The 22,927-nt window shown below is 71.0% G+C and carries 23 protein-coding genes and 2 tRNA genes; 6 read left to right on the forward strand and 19 right to left on the reverse strand.

Annotated elements, in window-relative coordinates:
* Positions 1-86: 86 nt before the first annotated feature.
* Positions 87-1,262: a glycosyltransferase gene (locus LX12_RS19670; protein WP_253656286.1), complete on the reverse strand. Its 1,176-nt coding sequence runs from the start codon at positions 1,260-1,262 to the stop codon at positions 87-89.
* A gap of 314 nt (positions 1,263-1,576) precedes the next feature.
* Here LX12_RS19670 and LX12_RS19675 point away from each other — a divergent pair.
* From LX12_RS19675 to LX12_RS19685, 3 genes are all read left to right on the forward strand, one after another.
* A tRNA-Asn gene (locus LX12_RS19675) sits at positions 1,577-1,652 on the forward strand.
* A gap of 7 nt (positions 1,653-1,659) precedes the next feature.
* Positions 1,660-1,733: transfer RNA gene (locus LX12_RS19680), tRNA-Ile, on the forward strand.
* A 95-nt stretch (positions 1,734-1,828) separates the two neighbouring features.
* On the forward strand, positions 1,829-2,071 hold the full coding sequence (locus LX12_RS19685) for a hypothetical protein (RefSeq protein ID WP_253656352.1): 243 nt from the start codon (positions 1,829-1,831) through the stop codon (positions 2,069-2,071).
* 57 nt (positions 2,072-2,128) lie between these two features.
* Here LX12_RS19685 and dnaG read toward each other — a convergent pair whose 3' ends face one another.
* The 5 genes from dnaG to LX12_RS19710 form a co-directional block, all read right to left on the reverse strand.
* Complete coding sequence (gene dnaG, locus LX12_RS19690) at positions 2,129-4,090, reverse strand: DNA primase (protein WP_253656287.1); 1,962 nt, start codon at positions 4,088-4,090, stop codon at positions 2,129-2,131.
* Between the two features lie 58 nt (positions 4,091-4,148).
* A complete protein-coding gene (locus LX12_RS19695) occupies positions 4,149-5,438 on the reverse strand; it encodes an MFS transporter (protein ID WP_253656288.1) in 1,290 nt (429 codons plus the stop codon).
* On the reverse strand, positions 5,431-6,732 hold the full coding sequence (locus LX12_RS19700; RefSeq protein ID WP_301284827.1) for a deoxyguanosinetriphosphate triphosphohydrolase: 1,302 nt from the start codon (positions 6,730-6,732) through the stop codon (positions 5,431-5,433). Before LX12_RS19700 ends, LX12_RS19695 begins: the two co-directional genes overlap by 8 nt.
* Positions 6,717-7,199: a cold-shock protein gene (locus LX12_RS19705; RefSeq protein WP_253656354.1), complete on the reverse strand. Its 483-nt coding sequence runs from the start codon at positions 7,197-7,199 to the stop codon at positions 6,717-6,719. Before LX12_RS19705 ends, LX12_RS19700 begins: the two co-directional genes overlap by 16 nt.
* Before the next feature lie 96 nt (positions 7,200-7,295).
* Positions 7,296-8,684, reverse strand: coding sequence for a glycine--tRNA ligase (locus LX12_RS19710; RefSeq protein WP_253656289.1), 1,389 nt, complete (start codon positions 8,682-8,684; stop codon positions 7,296-7,298).
* A 155-nt stretch (positions 8,685-8,839) separates the two neighbouring features.
* Here LX12_RS19710 and LX12_RS19715 point away from each other — a divergent pair, with 155 nt between their 5' ends.
* Both LX12_RS19715 and LX12_RS19720 read left to right on the forward strand, forming a co-directional pair.
* Entirely contained in the window at positions 8,840-9,208 is a 369-nt protein-coding gene (locus LX12_RS19715) for an ArsR/SmtB family transcription factor (RefSeq protein WP_253656290.1), read from the forward strand.
* Positions 9,205-9,618 (forward strand): Fur family transcriptional regulator, encoded by a 414-nt coding sequence (locus LX12_RS19720; RefSeq protein WP_253656291.1) that lies wholly within the window; start codon positions 9,205-9,207, stop codon positions 9,616-9,618. Before LX12_RS19715 ends, LX12_RS19720 begins: the two co-directional genes overlap by 4 nt.
* 9 nt (positions 9,619-9,627) lie before the next feature.
* Here LX12_RS19720 and LX12_RS19725 read toward each other — a convergent pair whose 3' ends face one another.
* The 12 genes from LX12_RS19725 to hrcA all read right to left on the reverse strand — a co-directional run bounded on the left by LX12_RS19725 (position 9,628) and on the right by hrcA (position 20,914).
* The gene (locus LX12_RS19725) at positions 9,628-10,044 is read right to left on the reverse strand and encodes a hypothetical protein (protein WP_253656292.1); all 417 of its coding nucleotides are present in this window, start codon (positions 10,042-10,044) and stop codon (positions 9,628-9,630) included.
* Positions 10,041-10,868 carry an isoprenyl transferase gene (locus LX12_RS19730; RefSeq protein ID WP_253656293.1) on the reverse strand — a complete coding sequence of 276 codons (828 nt, stop codon included), beginning with the start codon at positions 10,866-10,868 and terminating at the stop codon, positions 10,041-10,043. Before LX12_RS19730 ends, LX12_RS19725 begins: the two co-directional genes overlap by 4 nt.
* Positions 10,831-11,628: a DNA repair protein RecO gene (gene recO / locus LX12_RS19735; RefSeq protein ID WP_253656294.1), complete on the reverse strand. Its 798-nt coding sequence runs from the start codon at positions 11,626-11,628 to the stop codon at positions 10,831-10,833. The genes LX12_RS19730 and recO overlap by 38 nt, the downstream gene beginning before the upstream one ends.
* Positions 11,629-11,632: 4 nt before the next feature.
* Positions 11,633-12,997, reverse strand: coding sequence for a YhgE/Pip domain-containing protein (locus LX12_RS19740; protein WP_253656295.1), 1,365 nt, complete (start codon positions 12,995-12,997; stop codon positions 11,633-11,635).
* The gene (gene era, locus LX12_RS19745; RefSeq protein WP_253656296.1) at positions 12,998-13,939 is read right to left on the reverse strand and encodes a GTPase Era; all 942 of its coding nucleotides are present in this window, start codon (positions 13,937-13,939) and stop codon (positions 12,998-13,000) included. It lies immediately after the preceding gene.
* Entirely contained in the window at positions 13,936-15,273 is a 1,338-nt protein-coding gene (locus LX12_RS19750; protein ID WP_253656297.1) for a hemolysin family protein, read from the reverse strand. The genes era and LX12_RS19750 overlap by 4 nt, the downstream gene beginning before the upstream one ends.
* 4 nt (positions 15,274-15,277) lie before the next feature.
* A complete protein-coding gene (gene ybeY, locus LX12_RS19755; RefSeq protein WP_253656298.1) occupies positions 15,278-15,829 on the reverse strand; it encodes an rRNA maturation RNase YbeY in 552 nt (183 codons plus the stop codon).
* Positions 15,830-15,860: 31 nt separating this feature from the next.
* Entirely contained in the window at positions 15,861-16,856 is a 996-nt protein-coding gene (locus LX12_RS19760) for a PhoH family protein (RefSeq protein WP_253656355.1), read from the reverse strand.
* Between the two features lie 192 nt (positions 16,857-17,048).
* Positions 17,049-17,831: an alpha/beta hydrolase family protein gene (locus LX12_RS19765; protein WP_253656299.1), complete on the reverse strand. Its 783-nt coding sequence runs from the start codon at positions 17,829-17,831 to the stop codon at positions 17,049-17,051.
* Positions 17,832-17,892: 61 nt separating this feature from the next.
* Positions 17,893-18,648 (reverse strand): 16S rRNA (uracil(1498)-N(3))-methyltransferase, encoded by a 756-nt coding sequence (locus tag LX12_RS19770; protein WP_253656300.1) that lies wholly within the window; start codon positions 18,646-18,648, stop codon positions 17,893-17,895.
* A gap of 13 nt (positions 18,649-18,661) precedes the next feature.
* The gene (gene dnaJ / locus LX12_RS19775) at positions 18,662-19,810 is read right to left on the reverse strand and encodes a molecular chaperone DnaJ (RefSeq protein ID WP_253656356.1); all 1,149 of its coding nucleotides are present in this window, start codon (positions 19,808-19,810) and stop codon (positions 18,662-18,664) included.
* Positions 19,811-19,879: 69 nt separating this feature from the next.
* Positions 19,880-20,914, reverse strand: coding sequence for a heat-inducible transcriptional repressor HrcA (gene hrcA / locus LX12_RS19780; RefSeq protein ID WP_253656301.1), 1,035 nt, complete (start codon positions 20,912-20,914; stop codon positions 19,880-19,882).
* Positions 20,915-21,136: 222 nt separating this feature from the next.
* Here hrcA and LX12_RS19785 point away from each other — a divergent pair, with 222 nt between their 5' ends.
* A complete protein-coding gene (locus LX12_RS19785; RefSeq protein ID WP_253656302.1) occupies positions 21,137-21,592 on the forward strand; it encodes a type II toxin-antitoxin system VapB family antitoxin in 456 nt (151 codons plus the stop codon).
* Here the strand turns inward: LX12_RS19785 and hemW are convergent.
* Entirely contained in the window at positions 21,501-22,706 is a 1,206-nt protein-coding gene (gene hemW, locus LX12_RS19790; protein WP_253656303.1) for a radical SAM family heme chaperone HemW, read from the reverse strand. The two genes, LX12_RS19785 and hemW, sit on opposite strands and share 92 nt — an antisense overlap.
* Positions 22,707-22,927 lie beyond the last annotated feature (221 nt).

Consider the following 22,927-nt stretch of genomic DNA (forward strand, 5'->3'; position numbering starts at 1 on the left):
CGGGGACCGGGGGGCGGCTCGTGGCCGTGGTCAGCACACCACGTCCGCGCCGTGGTGGCGAGAGTCGGGTGTGGGGGCGTGCGGGATCAGGCGACCGAGCTGTCGAGTCCCTCGACGATGTCGTGCAGCTGGGCGGCGAAATGGGCGTCGCTGAACCGCGACACGTGGTCGACGATCTTCTCGGCGTCCCAGGTCATCGACTCGAAGCGGCTCATCGCGGCACGGATGGCCAGTGGTTCGGGATCGTCGAAGTACACCGCGGTGATGTCCTCCTCCGCGGTGTCGAGGAAGCCGCCGAACCGCAGGAGGATGGAGGGCTTGCCGTGCGCGGCGCCCTCGAGCGGGGTGAGGCCGTAGTCCTCGTAGCTCGCCGCCATCACCGCCGTGCAGTGCTTGTACAGCCACCCGACCTGACGGTCGGTCAGGTCGGAGACCATCGTGACGTTGTCGGGCTTCGACGCCAGGAGCCGATCGCGTTCCGGGCCGCGGCCGACGACCACGAGCCGACGGTCGGTGCCCCGGAACGCATCGATGATCGCGTCGACGTTCTTGTACGCGAGCAGTCGCGAGATGCACAGGTAGTACCCGTCGCCGGCGGAGACCAGACCCTCGACCTCCGGGACCGGCTCGAACTCGTCGGGCAGGTCCAGCGACACCGGCGCCGGCAGCACGGGCGCCGTGATGCCGTAGGCCGAGGAGATCCGCTCCCGGACGACGTTGGAGTTCGCGTAGTAGCTGTCGCAGCGTAGGGCCGCGCGACGATCCCAGCGTTTGAGGCTGGAGGACATGACGGTGAGCGCCACCTTCTTCATCCAGCTCGCCTGCTCGCCCAGGTAGGACTGCTCCTGGTAGAGCCACCGTGCGGGCGAGTGGCAGTAGACGACCTTGCGGCCGTCGGTCGGGAAGGCGTGCGCCCAGCCGCTCGAGCTGGCGATCACGATGTCGGCGTCGGGCCGGACCCACGACGACGCGAAGGGCAGCAGCGGCAGCGCGGCCCGATGGTTGCGACGCAGGAAACCCAGGCGGTTCATCGGGGACACGCGGATGTCCATGTCGGAGAACTCGGGATAGGTGTTCTCCGGGTCGAACAGGGTCGTGTAGATGACCGCGTCCGGGAAGGCGCGGGCGATCGACAGGACGACCTTCTCCGCGCCGCCGCGTTGCGTCAGATAGTCGTGCGCGATCGCTATCCGCGGACGCACAGATCCGTCGACGCTCCCCGAACGGGTGCGGCGACGGACCTTCGAGCCGGTGACGCTCATGCCCTTGCCCCCTGTGTGGCCTCAAGGTCGAACAAACTGACGGTCCCACGACGCCGTTTGTGGCTTGCACCCACAACCCGCTCAGTGTCCCGTGTTCGGACCACATTGCGGAGCATTCGCCCCCGTTTCGTGATCATTATCACGGTCCGATGACCAACGCCTCTTGACGAAGGATGCGGCTGCCGACTTTCTTCCCGCCCCATCTTCACACTGCTAAGGATCAGCCGCCACCGCTCGCGCGGTTTGGAGGACCCGCACCCACCCGATAGAGTCACTCCCGGCCGACGGCGGTGCAGACCGTCGCCGGACGACCTTCCCCCATAGCTCAATTGGCAGAGCATCCGACTGTTAATCGGACGGTTACTGGTTCGAGTCCAGTTGGGGGAGCCATCAGCCCGGGGCGGTAGCTCAGTCGGTCAGAGCCGCGGACTCATAATCCGTAGGTCGCGGGTTCGAGCCCCGCCCGCCCCACTCCGCGAGCCCCTCCCCACGTCGCGTGCCGTCGGCGCCCGTCCGGCAGGATGGAGGGTGCGACGTTCCGCCGCGACGACTGGGAGTTCTCACGCATGGTCCGACTGTTGGCATTCCTCGGGGTCGGCTACGTGCTCGGCGCGAAGGCGGGTCGCCGCCGCTACGACCAGATCCACGGCGCCTACCAGGCCGTCACCGGATCCCCTGCCACCCGCAAGGCGATCGACGTCGGACGTCAGAAGCTGTCGCAGGCCATCAGCCCGACGGAGCCGCTCATCGAGGTCCACCAGATCGACGACGCCACCACGGTCTACGCCCGCCGCGACCCGCGCGACTGAGGCGCGGGGTCTCAGGCGCTCTGTCCCCCGCCGATCAGGCGCTCTGTCCCCCGCCGATCAGGCGCTCTGTCCCACCGTGGGGTCCAGTGCCTGCTCCTGCAGGCTGCGCCGGTACGCCTCGAGGGCGACGAGATCCCCGAAGACCGCGTTGTAGCCGTCGGGGTCGTCCCGGGGTGACATCCGCTTGAGCCGGGACTTGATGTCGGCGACCTGCTCCCCCACCCAGATCTCCTGGAGCCGCGCGAGCACGCTGACGATGTAGCGCGGGATGCCGTCGTCGTCGACGGGCATCGGTTCGACGGCGAGTTCGGTGACGAGCGAGGTCAGCATCTCCCCCGCGGACGCGTCGTCACCGGACGACGCCGACGTCTCGGCCGCGCGGCTCACCGCGTCGACCCATTCCGCACCGCCCATGCCCGACCCGGTCCCGCCGACCTTCTCGATGGCCGCGCGGACGAGCGCGTACGCGGGCTCGGGGAAGCACTCGGCGGGGAGCGAGTCGAAGACGGTGCCCGCGATGCCCGGGTACTGCAGGGCCGACTTGAGCGCTTCGCGTTGCGGCCACAGCCGGGGGTCGCCGGGGGCGGGACGAGCGGCGCCGGCGACACCGGCGGTCGGTCCGGCCCCGCGGACCGCTCCCCGCTGGCGTGCCTGGGTCCGGGCGAGGGAGCCGGTCGTCCCTGCGGCGGGTACGCCCGCGGTCTCCCGGACGCGCTGCAGCACCTGACGCTCGTCGTCCCAGCCGACCCAGCCGGCGAGTTGGCGGGCGTACTCGTCGCGCAGCGCGACGTCCTTGATGCGCGCGACGACGGGGACGGTCTCGCGCAGGGCGTGGACGCGGCCCTCCGCGGTCTCGAGGTCGTGCTGGGCGAGGACGGCCTTGATGGCGAACTGGAACATCGGCACCCGACGCGCCACGAGGTCACGGACTGCCGCGTCGCCCTCGCGCTGCCGGAGCTCACACGGGTCCATGCCGTCGGGCGCGATGGCCACGAACGTCTGTCCGGCGATGCTCTGTTCCCCCTCGAACGCCTTCAGCGCGGCCGCCTGTCCCGCGGCGTCACCGTCGAAGGTGTAGATGACCTCACCGCGGAAGTAGGAGTCGTCCATGAGGAGTCGCCGCAGCAGCGCGAGGTGGTCGTCGCCGAACGCGGTGCCGCACGACGCGACGGCGGTGGTGACGCCGGACAGGTGCATGGCCATGACGTCGGTGTATCCCTCGACGATGACCACCTGGTGGCCCTTGGCGATGTTCTTCTTGGCGTGGTCGAGACCGAACAGCACCTGCGACTTCTTGTAGAGCATCGTCTCGGGCGTGTTCATGTACTTGCCCATGGTGTCGTCGTCGAACAGCTTGCGGGCCCCGAACCCGATGATGTCGCCGCCGAGGTTCCGGATGGGCCACAGCAGACGCCGACGGAACCGGTCGCGGGGACCGCGCTGACCCTGCACCGACAGACCGGCCGCCTCGAGCTCGGCGAACTCGAACCCCTGCGCCAGGAGGGCCTTGGTCATCGCGTCCCAGGCGAGCGGGGCGAAGCCGCAGCCGAACAGGGTCGCGGCGGCGCCGTCGAAGTCGCGCTCCCGCAGGTAGTCGCGGGCGGGTTTGGCGTCCGGGGTGAGGAGCTGCTCGGCGTAGAACTTCTGCGCCGCGGCGTTGGCGGCGACGAGACGCGCGCGGGTGCCGCGATCGCGGGCGACGCTGGTGCCGCCGCCCTCGTAGGAGATGCGGTAACCGATGCGGTCGGCGAGTTGCTCGACGGCCTCGACGAACGAGATGTGCTCCTGCTTCTGCAGGAAGGTGTAGACGTCGCCGCCCTCGCCGCACCCGAAGCAGTGGAAGTGGCCGTGGTTCGGGCGGACGTGGAACGAGGGCGACTTCTCGTCGTGGAACGGGCACAGGCCCTTCAGGCTGTCGGCGCCGGCGCGACGCAGCGCGACGTACTCCCCGACGATGTCCTCGATCGCCGTGCGCTCACGGATCTCCGTGATGTCGCGATCAGGGATTCGGCCGGGCACCCGACGAGTGTATTCGCTGCACCGACGTCCGCGGCCCGGCCGTGCCGGTCGACGCAGGTCAGGGAACCGGTGTCGCGACCTCGGGAGCGGCGCGGTCGTGCGATCCGGGGTGACCTGCGACGACCCCGCACACGGCCAGCGGCATCATCGTCGCCGCGAGGGCGATCAGCGGGACCGACCACCCGCCGGTGAGCGAGTGCAGCGCGCCCATCGCAATCGGCCCGGTGGCCGCGAGCAGGTAGCCGACGGTCTGGGCGGACGCCGACAGCGCCGTCGCCTCGACGGCGGAGGCGGTGCGCAGGTTCATCAACACCAGCGCCAGCGACAGTGCGCCGCCCTGCCCGAGCCCGACCAGCACGGCGCACGGCCACGCACCGGCCGTGCCCGTGGTGAGCACCCCGACGATCCCCGCGGCGGCGAGGACGACCACGCTGACCGCGAGGAGACGCTGCGACCGCATCCGTGCCGCGAGCACCGGCACGCCCAGTGCCGTGACGATGCTGCTCACGCTCAGCACCGCGAAGATCAGACCGGCGGTGTCGGCATCGACGCCGCGGTCGCGGTAGATCGTGGGCAGCCACGCGACCGTGGCGTAGGCGAGCAGCGACTGGATCCCCATGAAACCGGTGATGGCCCAGCGCATCCGGGCGCCGAGGCCGACCGTGGGCGCCGTCGGCGACACGACGGGGCTCCCGGTCGGGCCGGGTGCCGCCCGGCGCAGCCCGCGCGCTCGACCGACGGTGAGGGCGGCCATCGCGACCGCGGCGAGCGCCGCCGGGACCGCCCACAGCCCCAGTCCCACACGCCAGTCGTCATCGACAGCCCGCGTCAGGGGTGGGGTGACACCGGACGCGATACCCGCGCTGACACAGATCAGGGCGGTCAGGAGACCGGTCATCGCGCCGATCCGGTGCGGGAACAGCAGCCGGATCAGGACGGGCCCCAGCACGTTCGCGACCGCGATCCCGAGACCGCCGAGCAGTGTGCCGACGAGCAGGACCGGCCAGCCCGGGACGACACGCAGGGCGGTCCCGACGGCGAGGACGGCCATGGACACCGTCGCCACCCCCAGTGCCGAGAACCGCCGGGCCAGCCGCGGGGCAACGCTCGCGCCGAGGCCCAGGCACACCACCGGGCCCGTCGTCAGCAGCGCGACCTCGACGGCGTCGAGGTGGTAGCCGTCGCGGATCTCGTCGACGAGCGACGACGCGCTGCCGAACATCAGACGCAGGCTCACCCCGAAGGCGATGACGGCCGCGACCGCCAGGGCGCCCGCCCGCCAGACGTCGGACGCGCGGGGCGAGGAGGTCGGCTCCCCTGCGACGCGTTCCTGCACCGCGTCAGCCAAGGTGCGCCTGCGCCCCGGAGTTCTGGCGGTCGGTCCGTTCGAGTCGTCCCTCGGTCATCGACGCGATCTGGTCGACGACGACCCGCAACCGGGCGGCGTCGTCGGGGGCGTTCTCCCACTCGGGGACGAGCAACGGGTCGAGTCCGCCGGGCGCGGCGTGCCCGAGCCAGTCGGCGACGCGGTGGATGCGATCGCGCTGGCGCTCCTGATGGGCGCGGTGACGCTGGTCGGAGAAGATGAACTGCAGCGCGATGGTCTTGAGGACGGCGACCTCTGCCGCGACCAGCGGCGGGATCGACAGGTCCGCGGCCCGCCGGTCGACGGGGACGTCCCCCCAGGCGCGACGTGTCTGCGCGATGGCGGCCGAGGCGAACCGACCGACCAGCTCGCTCGTGAGGCGTTTGAGTGCGACGGATCCGCGGAGGGTCCCGTCGTACCCGACCGCGTCGGCGACGACGTCGAGCGCTGCGAGCCGGCCCGCCGCCTCGACGAGCGCGTCGGCGTCGAGGCCGTCGAACTCACGGACACCGATCTCGGCCAACGCCGCCTGGTCCGACGGGTCGGCGAGCGTACGCAGGTCGATGCGACCGGCGATGACGCCGTCCTCGACGTCGTGCACCGAGTAGGCGACGTCGTCGGACCAGTCCATGACCTGTGCCTCGAGGCACCGCGCGGTGCCGTCGACACCATCACGCACCCAGGCGAGCACATGCGCGTTGTCGTCGTAGGCGCCGAACTTGCGGCCCGCCGCCGGGCGGGTCCACGGGTACTTCAGCGTCGCGTCGAGCGAGGCACGGGTCAGGTTCAACCCGACACTGCGTCCGTCGGGCGCGAGCACCTTGGGCTCGAGGCGGGTGAGGATGCGCAGGTTCTGCGCGTTGCCCTCGAACCCACCGATCGCGGCAGCGACCTCGTCGAGTGCGCGTTCCCCGTTGTGGCCGTAGGGCGGATGGCCGATGTCGTGGGCGAGACCCGCCAGCTCGACGAGGTCGGGATCGCACCCCAGACCCGACGCGATGCCGCGACCGATCTGCCCGACCTCCAACGAGTGCGTCAGACGGGTGCGGGGCGTGTCGCCCTCGCGGGGACCGACGACCTGCGTCTTGTCGGCGAGGCGACGGAGTGCCGCGCAGTGCAGCACCCGCGCACGGTCCCGGGAGAAGTCGCCGCGGTCGTCGCTGTGGGTACCCGACAGGATCGAGGACTTGGGCGCCTCGTCGACCATCCGAGCACGCGCGTGGCCGTCGTAAACGACCGGCGCGGCACCCGTGTCGGAGGTCAGTCGGTCACCCATCCCCGCGCCACGGCGAAGTCGACGACACGGCGCCGGATGGCGATGATCTGCGACGCGGTCAGCGTGCCGGACGCGTCGAGCAGCAGCTCGGTGAGCTCGTCGCTGAGGCCGGCGGCATCGGTCGGGCCGTCGCCGGCACGCGCGGGGCGCGGACGACGCTCGCGGTGGTCACCGCGGTCGCCGCGGTCACGCTGCGGGCGGTCGCGGTGATCGTCCCGGCGCTCGCGACCACCCGACGACGCGGGCGCGGCACCGGTGACCGAGACGTTGACCGCCTTCGACCCGCGGTCGGTGTCCTCGATCTCGAACTCGACCCGCGCACCCGGCTTCAGGTCCGACTCGTCGACGTCGAGGTCGTTGATGTGCACGAACACGTCCGCGCCACCCGACTCCGGCGCCAGGAACCCGAATCCACGATTCGGGTCGTAATGCACCACCGTGCCCGACACGGGCCCGCCACCACTCACCACACTCACCACTCTCCACACACGACACCCACGGTCGGGTCCGACTATCCCAGACCCCACGCTGTGAGGGAAACGTGCCGCGGCGCCGCCGGGGCGTCAGCAGCCGAGCAGTTCTCCACCGAGGTAGGCCGCGACCTGGTCGAGCGCGATGCGCTGCTGGCTCATCGTGTCCCGCTCGCGCACGGTGACCGCCTGGTCGTCGAGGGTGTCGAAGTCGACGGTGACGCAGAACGGCGTGCCGATCTCGTCCTGCCGCCGATAGCGCTTGCCGATGCCCTGGGCGTCGTCGAACTCGACGTTCCAGTGCTTGCGCAGCTCGGCCGCGAGATCGCGGGCCTTCGGCGAGAGCTGCTCGTTGCGGGACAGCGGCAGCACCGCGACCTTCACCGGCGCGAGCCGACGGTCGAGCGCGAGCACGGTGCGGGTGTCGGTGCCGCCCTTGGCGTTCGGCACCTCCTCCTCCGTCAGCGCATCGACGAGGAACGCCATCAGCGAGCGCGTCAGACCGGCAGCCGGTTCGATGACGAACGGGGTGTAGCGCTCGCCGGAGGCCTGGTCGAAGAACGACAGGTCCTCACCGGAGTGCTTGCTGTGCGTCGAGAGGTCGAAGTCGGTCCGGTTGGCGACACCCTCGAGCTCACCCCAGGGGTTGCCCGAGAAACCGAACTTGTACTCCACGTCGACGGTGCGCTTGGAGTAGTGCGACAGCTTCTCCTGCGCGTGCTCGTAGAGGCGCAGGTTGTCCGGGTCGACGCCGAGGTCGACGTACCAGGCGAGCCGGTGGTCGATCCAGTACTGGTGCCACGTCTCGTCCTCGCCCGGCTTGACGAAGAACTCCATCTCCATCTGCTCGAACTCGCGGGTGCGGAAGATGAAGTTGCCCGGCGTGATCTCGTTGCGGAAGCTCTTGCCGATCTGCGCGATGCCGAACGGCGGCTTCTTGCGCGCGGTGGTCATCACGTTCTTGAAGTTGACGAAGATGCCCTGCGCGGTCTCCGGACGGAGGTAGTGCAGGCCCTCCTCGTCGTCGACCGGGCCGAGGTACGTCTTCATCAGACCGCTGAACGCGCGCGGTTCGGTCCAGCTGCCGGGCTGACCGGTCTCCGGGTCGTTGATGTCGGCCAGACCGTTCTCCGGCGGGTGGCCGTGCTTGAGCTCGTAGGCCTCGATGAGATGGTCGGCGCGGTAGCGCTTGTGGGTGTGCAGCGACTCCACGAGCGGGTCGGAGAACACCTCGACGTGGCCCGAGGCCTCCCACACCTGCCGCGGCAGGATCACCGACGAGTCGAGTCCGACGACGTCGTCGCGGCTGGTGACCATGCTGCGCCACCACTGTCGCTTGATGTTGTCCTTCAGCTCGACCCCGAGCGGCCCGTAGTCCCACGCCGACTTGGTGCCGCCGTAGATCTCACCGCACGGGTACACCAGTCCCCTCCGCTTGCAGAGGTTGACGACGGCGTCGACGCGATTGCTTGGTCCGGCCACGGTGGACAGCACTCCATGGGATCGAGGGGGTGGGGGAACCCGACCAGCGTAGTCGCGCCAGGACACCGACCCCGACGCCGCCCACGACGACGCCGACGGCTTGACATGCCCCGCGGTGCATATGAGAATCGTTTCCGATAAGGAGCGTGGAGCGCATGGCTGAACCGACCATCGGGGTCGAGCACGAACCGACCGGACCCACGACCACCGGCGAGCCCGCGGCCCGGCCCGATCCCGCGACGTTGGAGGGCGCCGGCGAGTTGCTGCGAGCACTCGCGGCACCGGTCCGCATCGCGATCGTCCTCGCCCTGCTCGACCGCGAGCAGTGTGTCCACGAACTCGTGGGCGCACTCGGCGTCACCCAGCCGCTCGTCAGCCAGCACCTGCGGGTGCTGAAGTCCGCGGGCGTCGTCGTCGGACAGCGCACCGGACGCGAGATCCTGTACCGCCTCGTCGACGACCACCTCGCCCACATCGTCACCGACGCGGTCGCCCACGCGCGCGAGAACCGGGCCCGCCCGTGAGCCGAGACGCCGCGCCGACCACCCCCGGTGTGCGGTCGACGCGCCAACGCCACGCGATCGCCGAGCTCCTCGGCACGGTCGACGAGTTCCGGTCGGCTCAGGAACTGCACGACGCCCTGCGCGCCGACGGCCAGTCCATCGGCCTCACCACCGTCTACCGCAACCTGCAGGCCCTCGCCGACGCCGGCGAGGTCGACGTGTTGCGGACGGACTCCGGCGAGGCACGGTTCCGGCGCTGCTCCACCGACCACCACCATCACCTCGTGTGCCGCGACTGCGGCACGGCCGTGGAGGTGCAGGCCGACGCCGTCGAGGATTGGGCGCGCGACGTCGCCGCCCGGTTCGGCTTCCACGACATCAGCCACACGGTCGAGGTGTTCGGCACCTGCGCCGACTGCGCCCGCGTCTGAGCCGACCGCTCAGTCGGTGAGGCGCCGCGACAGGTCGGCTCCGATCGACAGCACCAACGTCACCATCGTGATCAGCGCGGCGTCGCCGAGTCCGCCGGCGGGGAACGTGTAGCTCTGCAGCACGTCCGTCGTCACCCCGTCGACCGACGACCGCTTGATGCTGCCGAAGCTGGTCTCGCCGGCGAGGCGGTCGATGTCGTCGCGCAGCGCCTCGGTGTTCGGCAGGTCCCAGGCCAGCACCTGGGTCAGCGACAGCACGTCGAGTCCGTCCGCCAGCGACATCGCCTGCAGCGCCGCGCGGGTCCCGTCGAAGGACACCGTCGCAGACACACCGTCGTCGCCCCGCAGCACCTCCGAGGACGCCCCGAGGAGATCCGCGACCCGGTCCAGCAGGGCTGCCGCGCCCGATCCGCCCGGCGCGCTCACGTCGCCGGCCGCGACAGGTCGACGCCGCCGAAACGGCGGTCGCGCGAGGCGTACTCGACACACGCGGCCCACAGGTCGCGACGGTCGAAGTCGGGGAAGAGCTTCTCCTGGTAGACCATCTCGGCGTAGGCCGACTGCCAGAGCAGGAAGTTCGAGGTGCGCTGCTCCCCGGACGGGCGCAGGAAGAGGTCGACGTCGGGCATGTCGGGCTCGTCGAGATGACGGGCGACGGTGTCCTCGGTGATGCGTTCGGGGTCGAGGTCCCCGGCGGCGACGCGGCGTGCGATGTCGCGGACCGCGTCGGCGATCTCGGCCCGACCGCCGTAGTTCACGCACATGGTCAGGTTCATGACGGTGTTGTCGCGCGTCATCTCCTCGGCGACCTCGAGTTCCCTGATCACGCTGCGCCACAGGCGGGGTCGGCGTCCGGCCCATCGCACCCGCACACCGAGCTCGTGCATCTCGTCGCGGCGGCGTCGGATCACGTCCCGGTTGAAGCCCATGAGGAAGCGGACCTCCTCCGGGCTGCGGGACCAGTTCTCGGTGGAGAACGCATACGCGGACAACCACGTCACGCCCAACTCGATGCAGCCCTCGACCGCGTCCATGAGGACGGCCTCGCCGCGCTTGTGACCCTCGGTCCGCGGGAGCCCGCGGTCGGTCGCCCAGCGACCGTTGCCGTCCATGACGAGCGCGACGTGGCGCGGGATCAGCTCGGGCGGCAGGGCAGGCGGGCGGGCACCGGACGGGTGGGGGGTCGGTGGACGGACCACCCGGGGAGCCGCGTCAGCCGACTGCTTCGCGGATCGGCGTCGGACCGCCATCGGACCCGTCCTTCCCGGCGCGGTGCGGCGCCTCGCGTTCGATCAACGGCAGGGTGCGCAGCTGACGTTCGAGGTGCCACTGCAGGTGTGCGGCGGTCAGGCCGCTGGTCTGTCGGCGCACCGTCGCGGCGACACCCTCGGTGTGCTCCCACCGTCCCCGGTGCAGGTCGTCCATGAGCTCGAGGACCCCGGGCGCCGGCGTCGCCGACCCCTGCGGGCGGCAGTGCAGACACACCGCTCCCCCGGCGGCGACGTGGAACGCGCGGTGCGGGCCGGCCGCGTCGCAGCGCGCACACCGGTCGAGCGCCGGCATCCAGCCCGCGAATTCCATGGCGCGCAACAGGAACGCGTCGAGCACCAGGTCGCGGGGACGACGGCCGTCGGCGATCGCCCGCAACGCCCCCACGGTGAGCGAGTGCAGACGGTCGGCGGGGGCACGTTCCTCCCCGGCGAGGCGTTCGGCGGTCTCGAGGATCGCGCAGGCGCTGGTGTAGCGGCCGTAGTCGGCGACGATGGGCGCGGCGAACGCGTCGAGGCTGTGGACCTGGGTGACGATGTCGAGGTTGCGACCCGGGTGCAGCATGACGTCGACGTGGGCGAACGGCTCGAGCCGGGCCCCGAACTTCGAGCGGGTGCGACGGACACCCTTCGCGACCGCCCGCACCAACCCGTTGTGCTTGGTCAGCAGGGTCACGATGCGGTCGGCCTCGCCCAGCTTGTGCTGCCGGACCACCACCGCCTCGTCCCGATAGACCCTCACCGGGTCAGTCTGCCACCGCCGTCTCGGCATCTCGCCGAGACACGGCCGGGCTCGAGGACTCGGGCTCCCGACGCCAGCCCCTGCCGTCGTAGAGGCGGGCGGCGATCGACCCGAGGAGCAGTCCGAGGACCAGCCCGACGCCCGTGGTGACCAGCGAGTGGCCCAGGCCTGCGCGGAAGTCGCCGCCGAAGTAGAGGATCGAGCGGACCCCGAGGTAGATCTGCCGCATCGGCTCGACCTCGGCGAGCCACCCGAAGACCCGCGGGCTCGCCTCCAACGGCACGGCGCCGCCCGACGACGGCAGGCCGAGGATGACGAAGAAGATCAGGTTGACGATCATGCCGGGCGTCCCGAACAGCGCCATCACCGACGACGCCGTCACCCCGACCGCCGTGATGGCCAGCGTCGAGTACATCCACAGGGTGAACGGCGCGGGGTCGTCCATCCCGACGGCCGCGCACACCCCCACGTACAGCGCCGACTGCAGCATCGCGACGACGAACATGATCCACCACTTGGCCACGAGGGTCCCGCGACGGGAGATCGGCAGCCGGGGGCGCAGACGGAACCGCGGCCCGATCTCGATGGGGATGAACCCGAGCATCCCGTCGACGAGGGAGTGCACGATCAGCGCGCCGGTGAACCCGGCCAGCACCAGCAGGATCGTGAAGTAGAACGCCGACAGACCGTTCGCGGCGCCACCCGGCAGCGGGTCGGCGTCGACGACGTCGAACACGACCGGTGCGGAGAAGGCGTACGCCGCAAGCCCGGGGAACGGGATCCTGTTCTGCGACAACCGTTGCTGCACGGTCTGCGTCAACTGCTTGCCGAACTGCTCGTTGACCTGCGCCTTGATGCGATCGATGGCCGTCGTCGTGATCGACGACGCGAACGTGCCCGACCGACGGTTGGTGAGCACTTGGATCGTCGGCGGGGTCGGGGTGTCGCGGCCGACGACCGATCCGGCGAGATCGATGGCCTGCTGGGAGAAGTCGGCGGGGATGACGATGGCGCCGTAGCTCTGCGCGGAGCCGAGGCGGTCGAGCGCGTCGCCGCGGTCGGTGACCCGGATCGCGATCCCGGTGCCCTTCGTGCCCGCGACGATCCCGTCGGCGACCTGCTTGCCGAACTCCGCACGGGGCGCGTTCTCACCCTGCGACGCCCCGGCGTCGTCGTTCACCAGGTCGATCGAGAAGTCGTGCAGGTTCTTCTCGGTGTCGACGATCGCGCCCATGTACATCGCGGCCAGCAGTGACATCACGGCCAGGACGGCGGCGATCGGGGCGATCCAGAACCGCGGGGTCGAGATGAGGTGCAGGACGGCGTCGCGGGACGTCCCGGCGTCCTCCTCGGACTCGTGCCGCCCCACTCAGAAGCCCATCCGACGGAGCTGGCGCGGGTCGCGCTGCCAGTCCTTGGCCACCTTCACGTGCAGGTCGAGGTAGACCTTGGTGCCCAGGAGCTTCTCGATCTGCGTCCGCGCCGCGGTGCCGACCTCTTTGAGCCGAGCACCCTTGCGGCCGATGACGATCCCCTTCTGGCTGTCGCGTTCGACGTAGAGGATCGCGTGGACGTCGACCATGGGCGGCGCGTCCTCCGGACGGTCCTCCCTGTCGATCACCTCCTCGATGACGACGGCCAGCGAGTGCGGCAGCTCGTCGCGGACGCCCTCGAGCGCGGCCTCGCGGATGAACTCGGCCATGAGCACCTGCTCGGGCTCGTCGGTGAGCTCGCCGTCGGGGTAGAACGCCGGGCCCGGCTCCATCATCGAGACCAGGACGTCGGAGAGCACGTCGAGCTGTTTCCCGGACTTCGCCGACACAGGCACGACGTCCCGCTCGGCGCCGATCAGCGCGGACAGCGCCATGAGCTGCTCGGCGACCTTGTCCGGGGTGACGCGGTCGATCTTGGTGACCACGCCGAGAAGCGGTGTCCTCGGCGCCATCCGGGTCACCTGGTCGACGATCCAGCGGTCACCCGGACCGATCGGCTCGTCGGCAGGGACGCACACCCCGATGACGTCCACCTCGGAGTACGTGTCGCGCACCAGGTCGTTGAGACGCTGCCCGAGCAGGGTCCGCGGACGGTGCAGGCCGGGGGTGTCGACCAGGACCAGCTGCGCGTCGGGGCGGTTCACGATGCCGCGGATGGTGTGTCGCGTGGTCTGCGGACGATTCGAGGTGATGGCGATCTTCTCGCCCACCAACGCGTTGGTCAGCGTCGACTTGCCGGTGTTGGGACGACCGACGAAACAGACGAAGCCCGAACGGAACTCGCGCTGGCCGCCGTCGTCCGGGGACTCGTCGCTCATGCGCGGCCCGCCGCGTCGGCGTGGTCCTCCGACGAGCGCACGTCGTCGTCGGTGTCCTCGGGCGGGGCGAGTCGACGGACCACCGCGGACGTGATCCGCAGGCGTCCCTGACGATTCGGGCCACCCTCGGCCACCAGCTCGAGTCCGTGCGACTCGATGCGCGCCCCGGGCAGCGGCACGCGGCCGAGTTCGAGGGCGATGAGGCCGCCGACGGTGTCGACCTCGTCGTCGTCGATCTCGACCCCGAACAGCTCACCGAGATCCTCGACGGGCAGCCGTGTGGACACGCGGATGCGGTCGTCGCCGAGGTCGTCGACGGGTGGGACCTCGTCGGTGTCGTACTCGTCGTTGATCTCGCCGACGATCTCCTCGAGGACGTCCTCGATGGTGACGAGGCCGGCGATGCCGCCGTACTCGTCGACGAGCATCGCCATGTGGTTGCGCAGCCGCTGCATGTCCGACAACACCTTGTCGAGCGGCTTGGAGTCGGGGATGAACTCCGCGGGTCGCATCACGTCGGCGACGCGGACGCTCTCGTCGGACCACCGCGCGGAGACGACGTGTTCGGCGAGGTCCTTCAGGTAGACGATGCCGAGGACGTCGTCGGGGTTCTCGCCGATGACCGGGATGCGGGAATGGCCCGACCGCACGGCGAGACTCATCGCCTGGGCGGGGGTCTTGTCCGACTCGATCCAGATCATCTCCGGACGCGGGACCATCACCTCGCGCGCGGACGTGTCCCCGAGGTCGAAGACGGACTGGATCATCCGCCGCTCCTCGGCGTCGACGACACCGCGCGCCTCGGCCATGTCGACGAGTTCGCGCAGCTCGACCTCGGTCGCGAACGGGCCGTTGCGGAATCCCTTGCCCGGCGTGATCGCGTTGCCGAGGAGGATGAGCAGGCGCGTGATGGGGCGGATGAGGAACCCGAGTGCCTGCAGCACCGCGGCCGACGCGAGGCCGATCGAGTAGGCGTGCTGGCGTCCGAGGGTGCGGGGACCGACCCCGACGACGACGTAGCTGACGATCGCCATCACCGCGACGGTCACCAGCACCGCGTACGCCGGGGCCAGGGCGTCGAACAGCACGACGGCGACGATCGCGGTCGCGGCGATCTCGCACACGATGCGCAGCAACGTCGTGAGTCCGACGTAGGTCGCGCGGTCGACGAGGATGCGCCGCAGCCGGGTCGAACCGGGGCGGTCCTCGCGGATCATGTCGTCGACGCGGGCGACGGAGACGGTGAGCAGTGCGGTGTCCATGGCGGCGAACAGTCCGCCGAGCGGGACGAGGGCGATCGCGACGACGATCAGCCAGATGTCGGTGACGACCACGGTGTCAGCGCTCCCGGCGGGTGTCGCCGGAGGTGAACCCGATCCGGTCGAGCAGCGTCGAGTCGCGGGCCTCCTGACGGCGGCGTCGGTCGTCGTCGCGACGGGCTACGTACCAGTCCTCGACGATCCGACCCTGCAGCCCGAACATCTCCTTCTCCTCGTCCGGCTCGGCGTGGTCGTAGCCGAGCAGGTGCAGCACACCGTGGACGGTGAGGACGACGAGTTCGTGGTCGACGGAGTGCTGCGCGGTCGCGGCCTGGGTGGCGGCGAACGACGGGCACAGCACGATGTCGCCGAGCATGGCCGGACCGGGGTCGGGTGCGTCGGGACGTCCGCCGGGCGTGAGCTCGTCCATCGGGAAGCTCATGACGTCGGTCGGGCCGGGCAGGTCCATCCAGCGCAGGTGCAGCTCGGCCATGGTCTCGTCGTCGACGAGGACCATCGAGAGCTCGGCGCCGGGGTGGACGTCCATCGCGGCGAGCGCGAACCCGGCCACCGCGACCAGCATCGCCTCGTCGACGTCGACGCCCGACTCGTTGGAGATCTCGATGCTCATGGCGTCCATCCGATCACGACCGGGCCACCGATCACGAACGACGGCCGGCGGGACCGGCGCGGCGGGCGGCACGGTTGCCCCCGCGGGCGATGTCCTGCGACTCCTCGAACCGGCCGTAGGCGTCGACGATGTCGGCGACGAGCCGATGGCGCACCACGTCCGAGCTGGTCAGGGTGGCGAAGTGGATGTCGTCGATCCCGTCGAGGATGCGCGCCGCCGTCCGCAGGCCGCTCTCGGCGCCGCCGGGCAGGTCGACCTGGGTGACGTCGCCGGTGACGACGACCTTCGAACCGAAGCCCAGGCGGGTGAGGAACATCTTCATCTGCTCACCGGTGGTGTTCTGCGCCTCGTCGAGGATGATGAACGCGTCGTTGAGCGTGCGGCCGCGCATGTAGGCCAGCGGCGCGACCTCGATGACGCCCGCGGCCATCAGCTTCGGGATCGCGTCGGGGTCCATCATGTCGTGCAGGGCGTCGTGCAGGGGCCGCAGGTACGGGTCGATCTTGTCGTTCAGCGTTCCGGGCAGGAACCCCAGACGCTCCCCCGCCTCGACGGCCGGTCGGGTCAGGATGATGCGGTTGACCGACTTCGCCTGCAGCGCCTGCACCGCCTTGGCCATCGCCAGATAGGTCTTGCCCGTACCGGCGGGACCCATGCCGAACACGATCGTGTTCGTGTCGATCGCGTCGACGTACCGCTTCTGGTTCAGCGTCTTCGGCCGGATCGTCTTGCCGCGCCGCGAGATGATGTCGAGGCTCAGCACGTCGGCGGGCGAGGCGCCCGAGCCGTCGGACATCATCGTCACGCTGTGACGGACGAGGTCCGGGGTCAGGGTGGTGCCGTGCCGGACGATCGAGATCAGCTCGGCCAGAACCCGTTCGGCGAGAGCGACGTCGGCGGGCGCACCGGTCAGGGTGACCCGGTTGCCGCGCACGTGGATGTCGGCGGTGAGCAGTTCCTCGAGGGCCCGCAGATTACGGTCGCCGGTTCCGAGCAGGCCCACGACGACGTCCGGCGACACCTCCATGCTGGATTCCGCCCGCTGGTCACGGCCAGCGGTGATGGCGTCGGTCACTAAGGCAGTCGCTCCTCGTCAGTTCTCCCGCACCCGGCGGGGTCGACGAGTGCGCACCAGACGAGTCTACCCGTGCAGGCGTGCCGGGATCGACCGTGTTGTCGCCCCGTCGTCGCAGGTCGGACGCGGGTGGCGCCGCACCGGTCAGACGCCGAGCCGACGCAGGGTCTCGCGGTGCACCCGGCTCGTGGGGTCCAGGAACGCCTCGTGGCCCTCGCCGGGGACGCGCACCAGTTCCGCGGACTGTCCGCGCCCGGTCACCGCCTCGACGTAAGCGGCGCTGAGCGCCGGCGGCACCGCGACGTCCTCCTCACCGCTGACCACCACGACGTGGGCCGGGAAGGGATCGAGGTGCGCCGGCGACGCGTCGCGGTAGCGGTGCGGGGTCGCGGCGTAGTCCGCACCCATGAATAGCGCCAGCCGCTCGTGGCCGCGCTGTCCCACCGACACCAGGTCCGACGCGGGCGCCTGCGCCACCACCGTCGAGATCGTGAGGAAGCGGGTGCGCGCGCCGATCCGCGCGACCGCCCACAGCGCGAGCTGGCCGCCGGCCGAGTGCGCGACCACCGCGACGTCGCGCTCGACGACGGCGAGCATCTCGCGGGGGACGGCATCCCGGACGGGCCCGTCGAGGGCGAGCAGCGCATTGGTGACGTCGTAGCCGGACTGCGGCCACCCTCCGCCGGGCTCCCCCGCCCGCCGGTACTCGACGTTCCAGACGATGACGCCGCGGTCGGCGAGATCCTTGGCCACGGGTGTCTGCACCATCAACCCGAACTCGGTCGACCAGTAGCCGCCGTGGACGAGCACCACCACACGCACCGGCGGCAGCACCCCGTCGGCGTCGGGCGTGGGTGGTGTCGGGATGTAGAGGTGGCCGAACTGCGACTCCCCGGGTCCATAGGGCACCTTCACCCGCGTCGTCACCGCTGCGCTCCATCCGTCGACACGAGGTCCATCGCCGGGAGCCTATGTCGTCCCGGTGATCTCAGCGAGCCGACCAGCGGTCGGTGCGGACCCCGATCGCGCCGAGCGCGACCGCCGCCGCGGTCGACGTGCGCAGCACCTCGGGCCCCAACCGGACCACGTGGGCACCGAGAGCCCGCAGGTCGTCGAGCTCACCGGGATCGACGCCGCCCTCGGGGCCGACGACGAGCACCACCGACGTCGCGTCGTGCACCGGCACGTCGGCGAGCGGTTGTGTCGCGGACTCGTGCAGCACGACGGCGACCCCGTCCGCACCGACGGCGTCGGCCACGATCTCCCGCACCCCGGGCGTCCCGACCGGTCCCTCGACCACCGGGATCCGGGGTCGTCGGCTCTGTTTCGCGGCGGTCGCGGCGGTCGACGTCCACTTGCGGATGCCCTTCTCGGCCCGGGACCCGACCCACCGCGTGACGCACCGGGCGCTCTGCCAGGCCACGATGCGGTCGACACCGGCCTCCGTCGCCAACTCGACCGTGAGCTCGGAACGGTCCGACTTCGGCAGCGCCTGGACGAGCGTCACCGACGGGCGCGGGGCGGGGACGACCCGGCGCGAGACCACCCGGTAGCGGAGACGGTCCTTGGCCAGGGTGGCCTCGACGTCGGCGTCGGCGACCGTCCCGTCGCCGTCGGACACGGTGATCCGGTCGCCCGCCACGATCCGCGTGACCGTCACCGCGTGGTGACCCTCGGTCCCCGCGAGGTCGGCGAGGGCGTCGACGCCGGGCACCTCGTCGACCCAGAACAGCGGCGGCGTCACGACGGTCGCGGTGTCAGCGGCCGGCGAACGCGTTGCGCAGGCGCGAGAACAAGCCGCCGGTCGTCGCGGACTGCGAGTCGACCAGCTCCAGCCGCTCGCCGGTGGCCACTGCCTTGTAGGCCTTCAACCGGTCGGTCTGCTTGTGGTCCAGTCGGGTCGGGACGACGACGTCGAGGTGGACGTGCAGCGTCCCGCGCACACCGGTGTGGAGGTGCGGCATCCCCTGACCCTTGATGGTGACGACCTGGCCGGGCTGCGTCCCGGGGTCGACCGTGACGGTGGCACGGCCGTCGAGGACGGTGTCGATCTCCAGCGACGCGCCGAGGGCGGCGTCGACCATGGGCACCCGCACCGTGCAGTGCAGGTCGTCACCGTCACGCATGAAGACCTCGTGCGGCTTCTGGATGACCTCGACGTAGAGGTCACCGGCGGGACCACCACCGGGACCGACCTCGCCCTGGCCCTGCAGGCGCACCCGCATGCCCTCGCCGACGCCGGCCGGGATCTTCACGGTGAGCGTCCGCCGCGACCGGACACGACCGTCGCCGGCGCACTTGCGGCAGGGGTCGGGGATGACCTGACCGGTGCCGTTGCACGTGTTGCAGGGACGCGACGTCATCACCTGGCCGAGGAACGACCGCTGGACGGACTGGATCTCACCGGCGCCCTTGCAGATGTCGCAGGTCACCGGCTTGCTGCCCTCGTTGCCACCCTGGCCGTGGCACAGGTCGCAGAGGACGGCTGTGTCGACGGTGACCTCCTTGGAGACACCCTTTGCGCACTCGTCGAGATCGAGCTGCATGCGCAGCAACGCGTCCGACCCGGGCTGCACGCGGCCCCGCGGCCCGCGGCCACCCCCGCCGCCACCGGCCCCGAAGAACGCCTCGAACACGTCACCGAGGCCGCCGCCGCCGAATCCGCCGAAGCCGCCGCCCGACCCCGCGGTCGCGAGCGGGTCGCCACCCGCGTCGACGATGCGGCGCTTCTCGGGGTCGGAGAGCACCTCGTAGGCCGTCGACACCTCGGCGAAGCGCTGCTGCGCCTGCTCGTCGGGGTTGACGTCGGGGTGCAGTTCTCGCGCGAGCTTGCGGTAGGCCCGCTTGATCTCGGCGTCGGAGGCACCCGGTGCGATGCCCAGGGTGCCGTAGTAGTCACGTGCCACGGTGGAAGCCATGTCCTTCACTCGGTCGATCTCAGGTGAACGGTGGGTGGTCGGTGATGCGCGGCGCGCTCAGCGCTCGGCCAGCACCTCACCGACGTATCGGGCAACGGCGGCGACCGACGCGATCGTCCCCGGGTAGTCCATCCGCGTGGGTCCCAGGACCCCCAGACCGCCGAACACGGTGCCCGAGGCACCGTACCCGGTGGACACGACGGAGGCGCCGCGCAGGTTCTCGGTGTTCGTCTCCTCGCCGATCTGCACCGTCACCTGCCCGGGCATGCCCGCGGCGGCGAGCAACTTGAGCACGACGACCTGCTCCTCGAGCGCCTCTAGGACGGAGTCCATCGACCCCTGGACCGGCGTGAAGTCGGCCGCGGCCCGCGCGAGGTTCGACGTCCCGCCCAGCACCAGGCGGTCGTCGGTGCGCTCGACGAGCGTGTCGACGAGGACCGTCGCGATGCGGATGACGGCCGGTCGGATGTCCTCGGGCGCGTCGGTGGCGAGCTCGGCGACGGCGTTCGACGCGACCTCCAGCCGACGGCCGTGCAGCGCGGCGGAGAACATGTCGCGCAACCGCGCGATGTCGGCGTCGTCGCGCGGCTCACCGAGGTCGACCATGCGCTGCTCGACGCGGCCGGTGTCGGTGATGACCACCAGCAGCAGTCGCGACGGGCTCAGCGACACCACCTCGAGGTGACGCACCGTCGCCGACGACAGCACCGGGTACTGGATGATCGCGACCTGACGGGTCAGCTGGGCGAGGAGCCGCACCGACCGTCGGAGGACGTCGTCGAGATCCACCCCGGAGTCCAGGAAGCTGAGGATCGCCCGCCGCTCGACCGACGACAGCGGCTTGACCTCGGAGATGCGGTCGACGAAGAGGCGGTAGCCCTTGTCCGTCGGGACACGGCCCGAGCTGGTGTGCGGCTGGGCGATGTACCCCTCCGCCTCGAGCACGGCCATGTCGTTGCGGATCGTCGCACTCGACACCCCGAGCTGATGCCGGTCCACCAGGGCCTTGGACCCGATCGGCTCCTGCGTGGCGACGTAGTCGGTGACGATCGCACGCAACACCTCGAACCGTCGTTCGTCCGTACTCGACATGGGCGACACACCTCCGTCCGCGTCCGGCTGGCGGCCCCGATCGCGTGTCGGGGCATGGCCTCCCAGTTTACGGGCAGTCGGACGGGAGTTGAGCGCACCCGCCGCACGTCCGTCGCCGCGTGCGGACTCCCCGCGCGCCGGCGCCCGCATCGCTACCGTGGCGCGGGTGACCCGGACGGCGACGGCCGTCCGGCCGGCACCGTCGGGGCGAAGGAGAGATCGGTGATCTTCAAGGGTGTGCGGAACGGCAAGCCCTACCGCGACCACGGTCTGACCACCCGCGACTGGGCGAAGATCCCGCCCCGGCAGTTCCGCCTCGACCAGCTCACCACGGTGACCACCGCGCTGGCTCTCGACAAACTCCTGTCCGAGGACTCGACGTTCTACGGCGACCTCTTCGCGCACGTCGTGCGCTGGCACGGCGAGATGTACCTCGAGGACGGCCTGCACCGCGCGGTCCGCTCCGCCCTGCGGAACCGCCACGTCATCCACGCACGGCTGCTCGACCTCGACGCGCTGCACCCCGAGGGGACGAGCCCGGCCGTCGGCCCCGGCGTCGGGGGCGACGAGGAGGACACGGCCCCGATCAGTCGGCGGTCAGCAGCTCCCGCACCACCGCGTCCGCGAGCAGACGCCCACGGTTGGACAGAACCACCCGATCGTCGCGCCACGCGGTGAGACCGTCGGCGCACAGCCTGTCGGCGACCGCCACCTCGGCGGGGCGCAGATCCGACCGCGCGATCCCCTCCCGACGTCGGACGGCGAGCATGACCCGTTCGGTGTGACGTTCGTCGTCGGTGAGCGCCTCGACAGTGGCCAGCGGCAACCGGCCCTCGGCGAGCGCGGCGGCGTGACGCGCCGGGTGCTTCACCGTCGCGAACCGCACACCCGCGACGTGCGAGTGCGATCCCGGGCCGACGCCCCACCAGTCGGCGGAGTCCCAGTAGCCGACGTTGTGTGCGCAGCGCGCCGTCGGATCGCCGGCACGCGCCCAGTTCGACACCTCGTACCAGTCGAGGCCGGCCGCCGACAGCCGCGCGTCGACGGCCTCGTACCGGTCGGCGAGCACGTCGTCGTCGGGGGCGGGGATCTCCCCGCGGCGCACCCGCCGGGCCAGGGCGGTGCCGTCCTCGACGATGAGTGCGTAGGCCGACACGTGGTCGACGTCGGCCGACAGCACCGCGTCGAGCGTGGCGTCCAGGTCCGACGCCCGCTCCCCGGGCGTCCCGTAGATGACGTCGAGGTTCACGTGCGCGAACCCGGCCGCGCGGGCCTCGCGGGCGGCCTGCACGGCCCGGCCGGGGCTGTGCACACGGTCGAGCGTCGCCAGCACGTGTGGCGCCGCGGACTGCATCCCGAGCGACACCCGGGTGAACCCCGCCGCGCGGAGCCCGTCGAAGAACTCCGGCGACGTGCTCTCCGGGTTCGACTCCGTGGTGACCTCGGCATCGTCGACCAGGGTGAACGACGCACGGATCGCGTCCATCACCTGCGCCAGTCCGTCGGCGCCCAGCAGTGACGGCGTGCCACCGCCGACGAAGACCGTCGACACCGGGCGGACCGGGTCCAGGGCCGCGGCCGCGAGCCGCAGTTCGGTGCGGACCGCGGACAGCCACGACGACGGGGACGACGACGTCCCGAGCTCGCCCGGTGTGTAGGTGTTGAAGTCGCAGTACCCGCAGCGCGTCGCGCAGAACGGGACGTGCACGTAGAGCCCCAGCGGCGTCGCGGGATCCACGCGCCCGAGGTGCAGGGCTGGGGCGTCGGGCGCCGACGGGACGACAGCGGTCATGTCCCCATTGTCGACCTCCCCGCGGACTTCGCCCGCGGCGGGGAATGGCGGTCCCGCCGACGACGTTGAGCAGCGGCAGTGCCGTGATTGCGCTCACGCTGATCCCAAATCGGCCCAAGTAGACCCGTCGAGGAGGCCCGTGGCACCATGGTCGACGTGATCTCACCCGGGGTGTGGCTTGCCGAACGTCGCCACATCGACCTCAAGCGCGTGTGCAGCGC

It is taken from the genome of Williamsia serinedens, from assembly GCF_024171725.1.
Classification (GTDB): domain Bacteria; phylum Actinomycetota; class Actinomycetes; order Mycobacteriales; family Mycobacteriaceae; genus Williamsia_A; species Williamsia_A serinedens.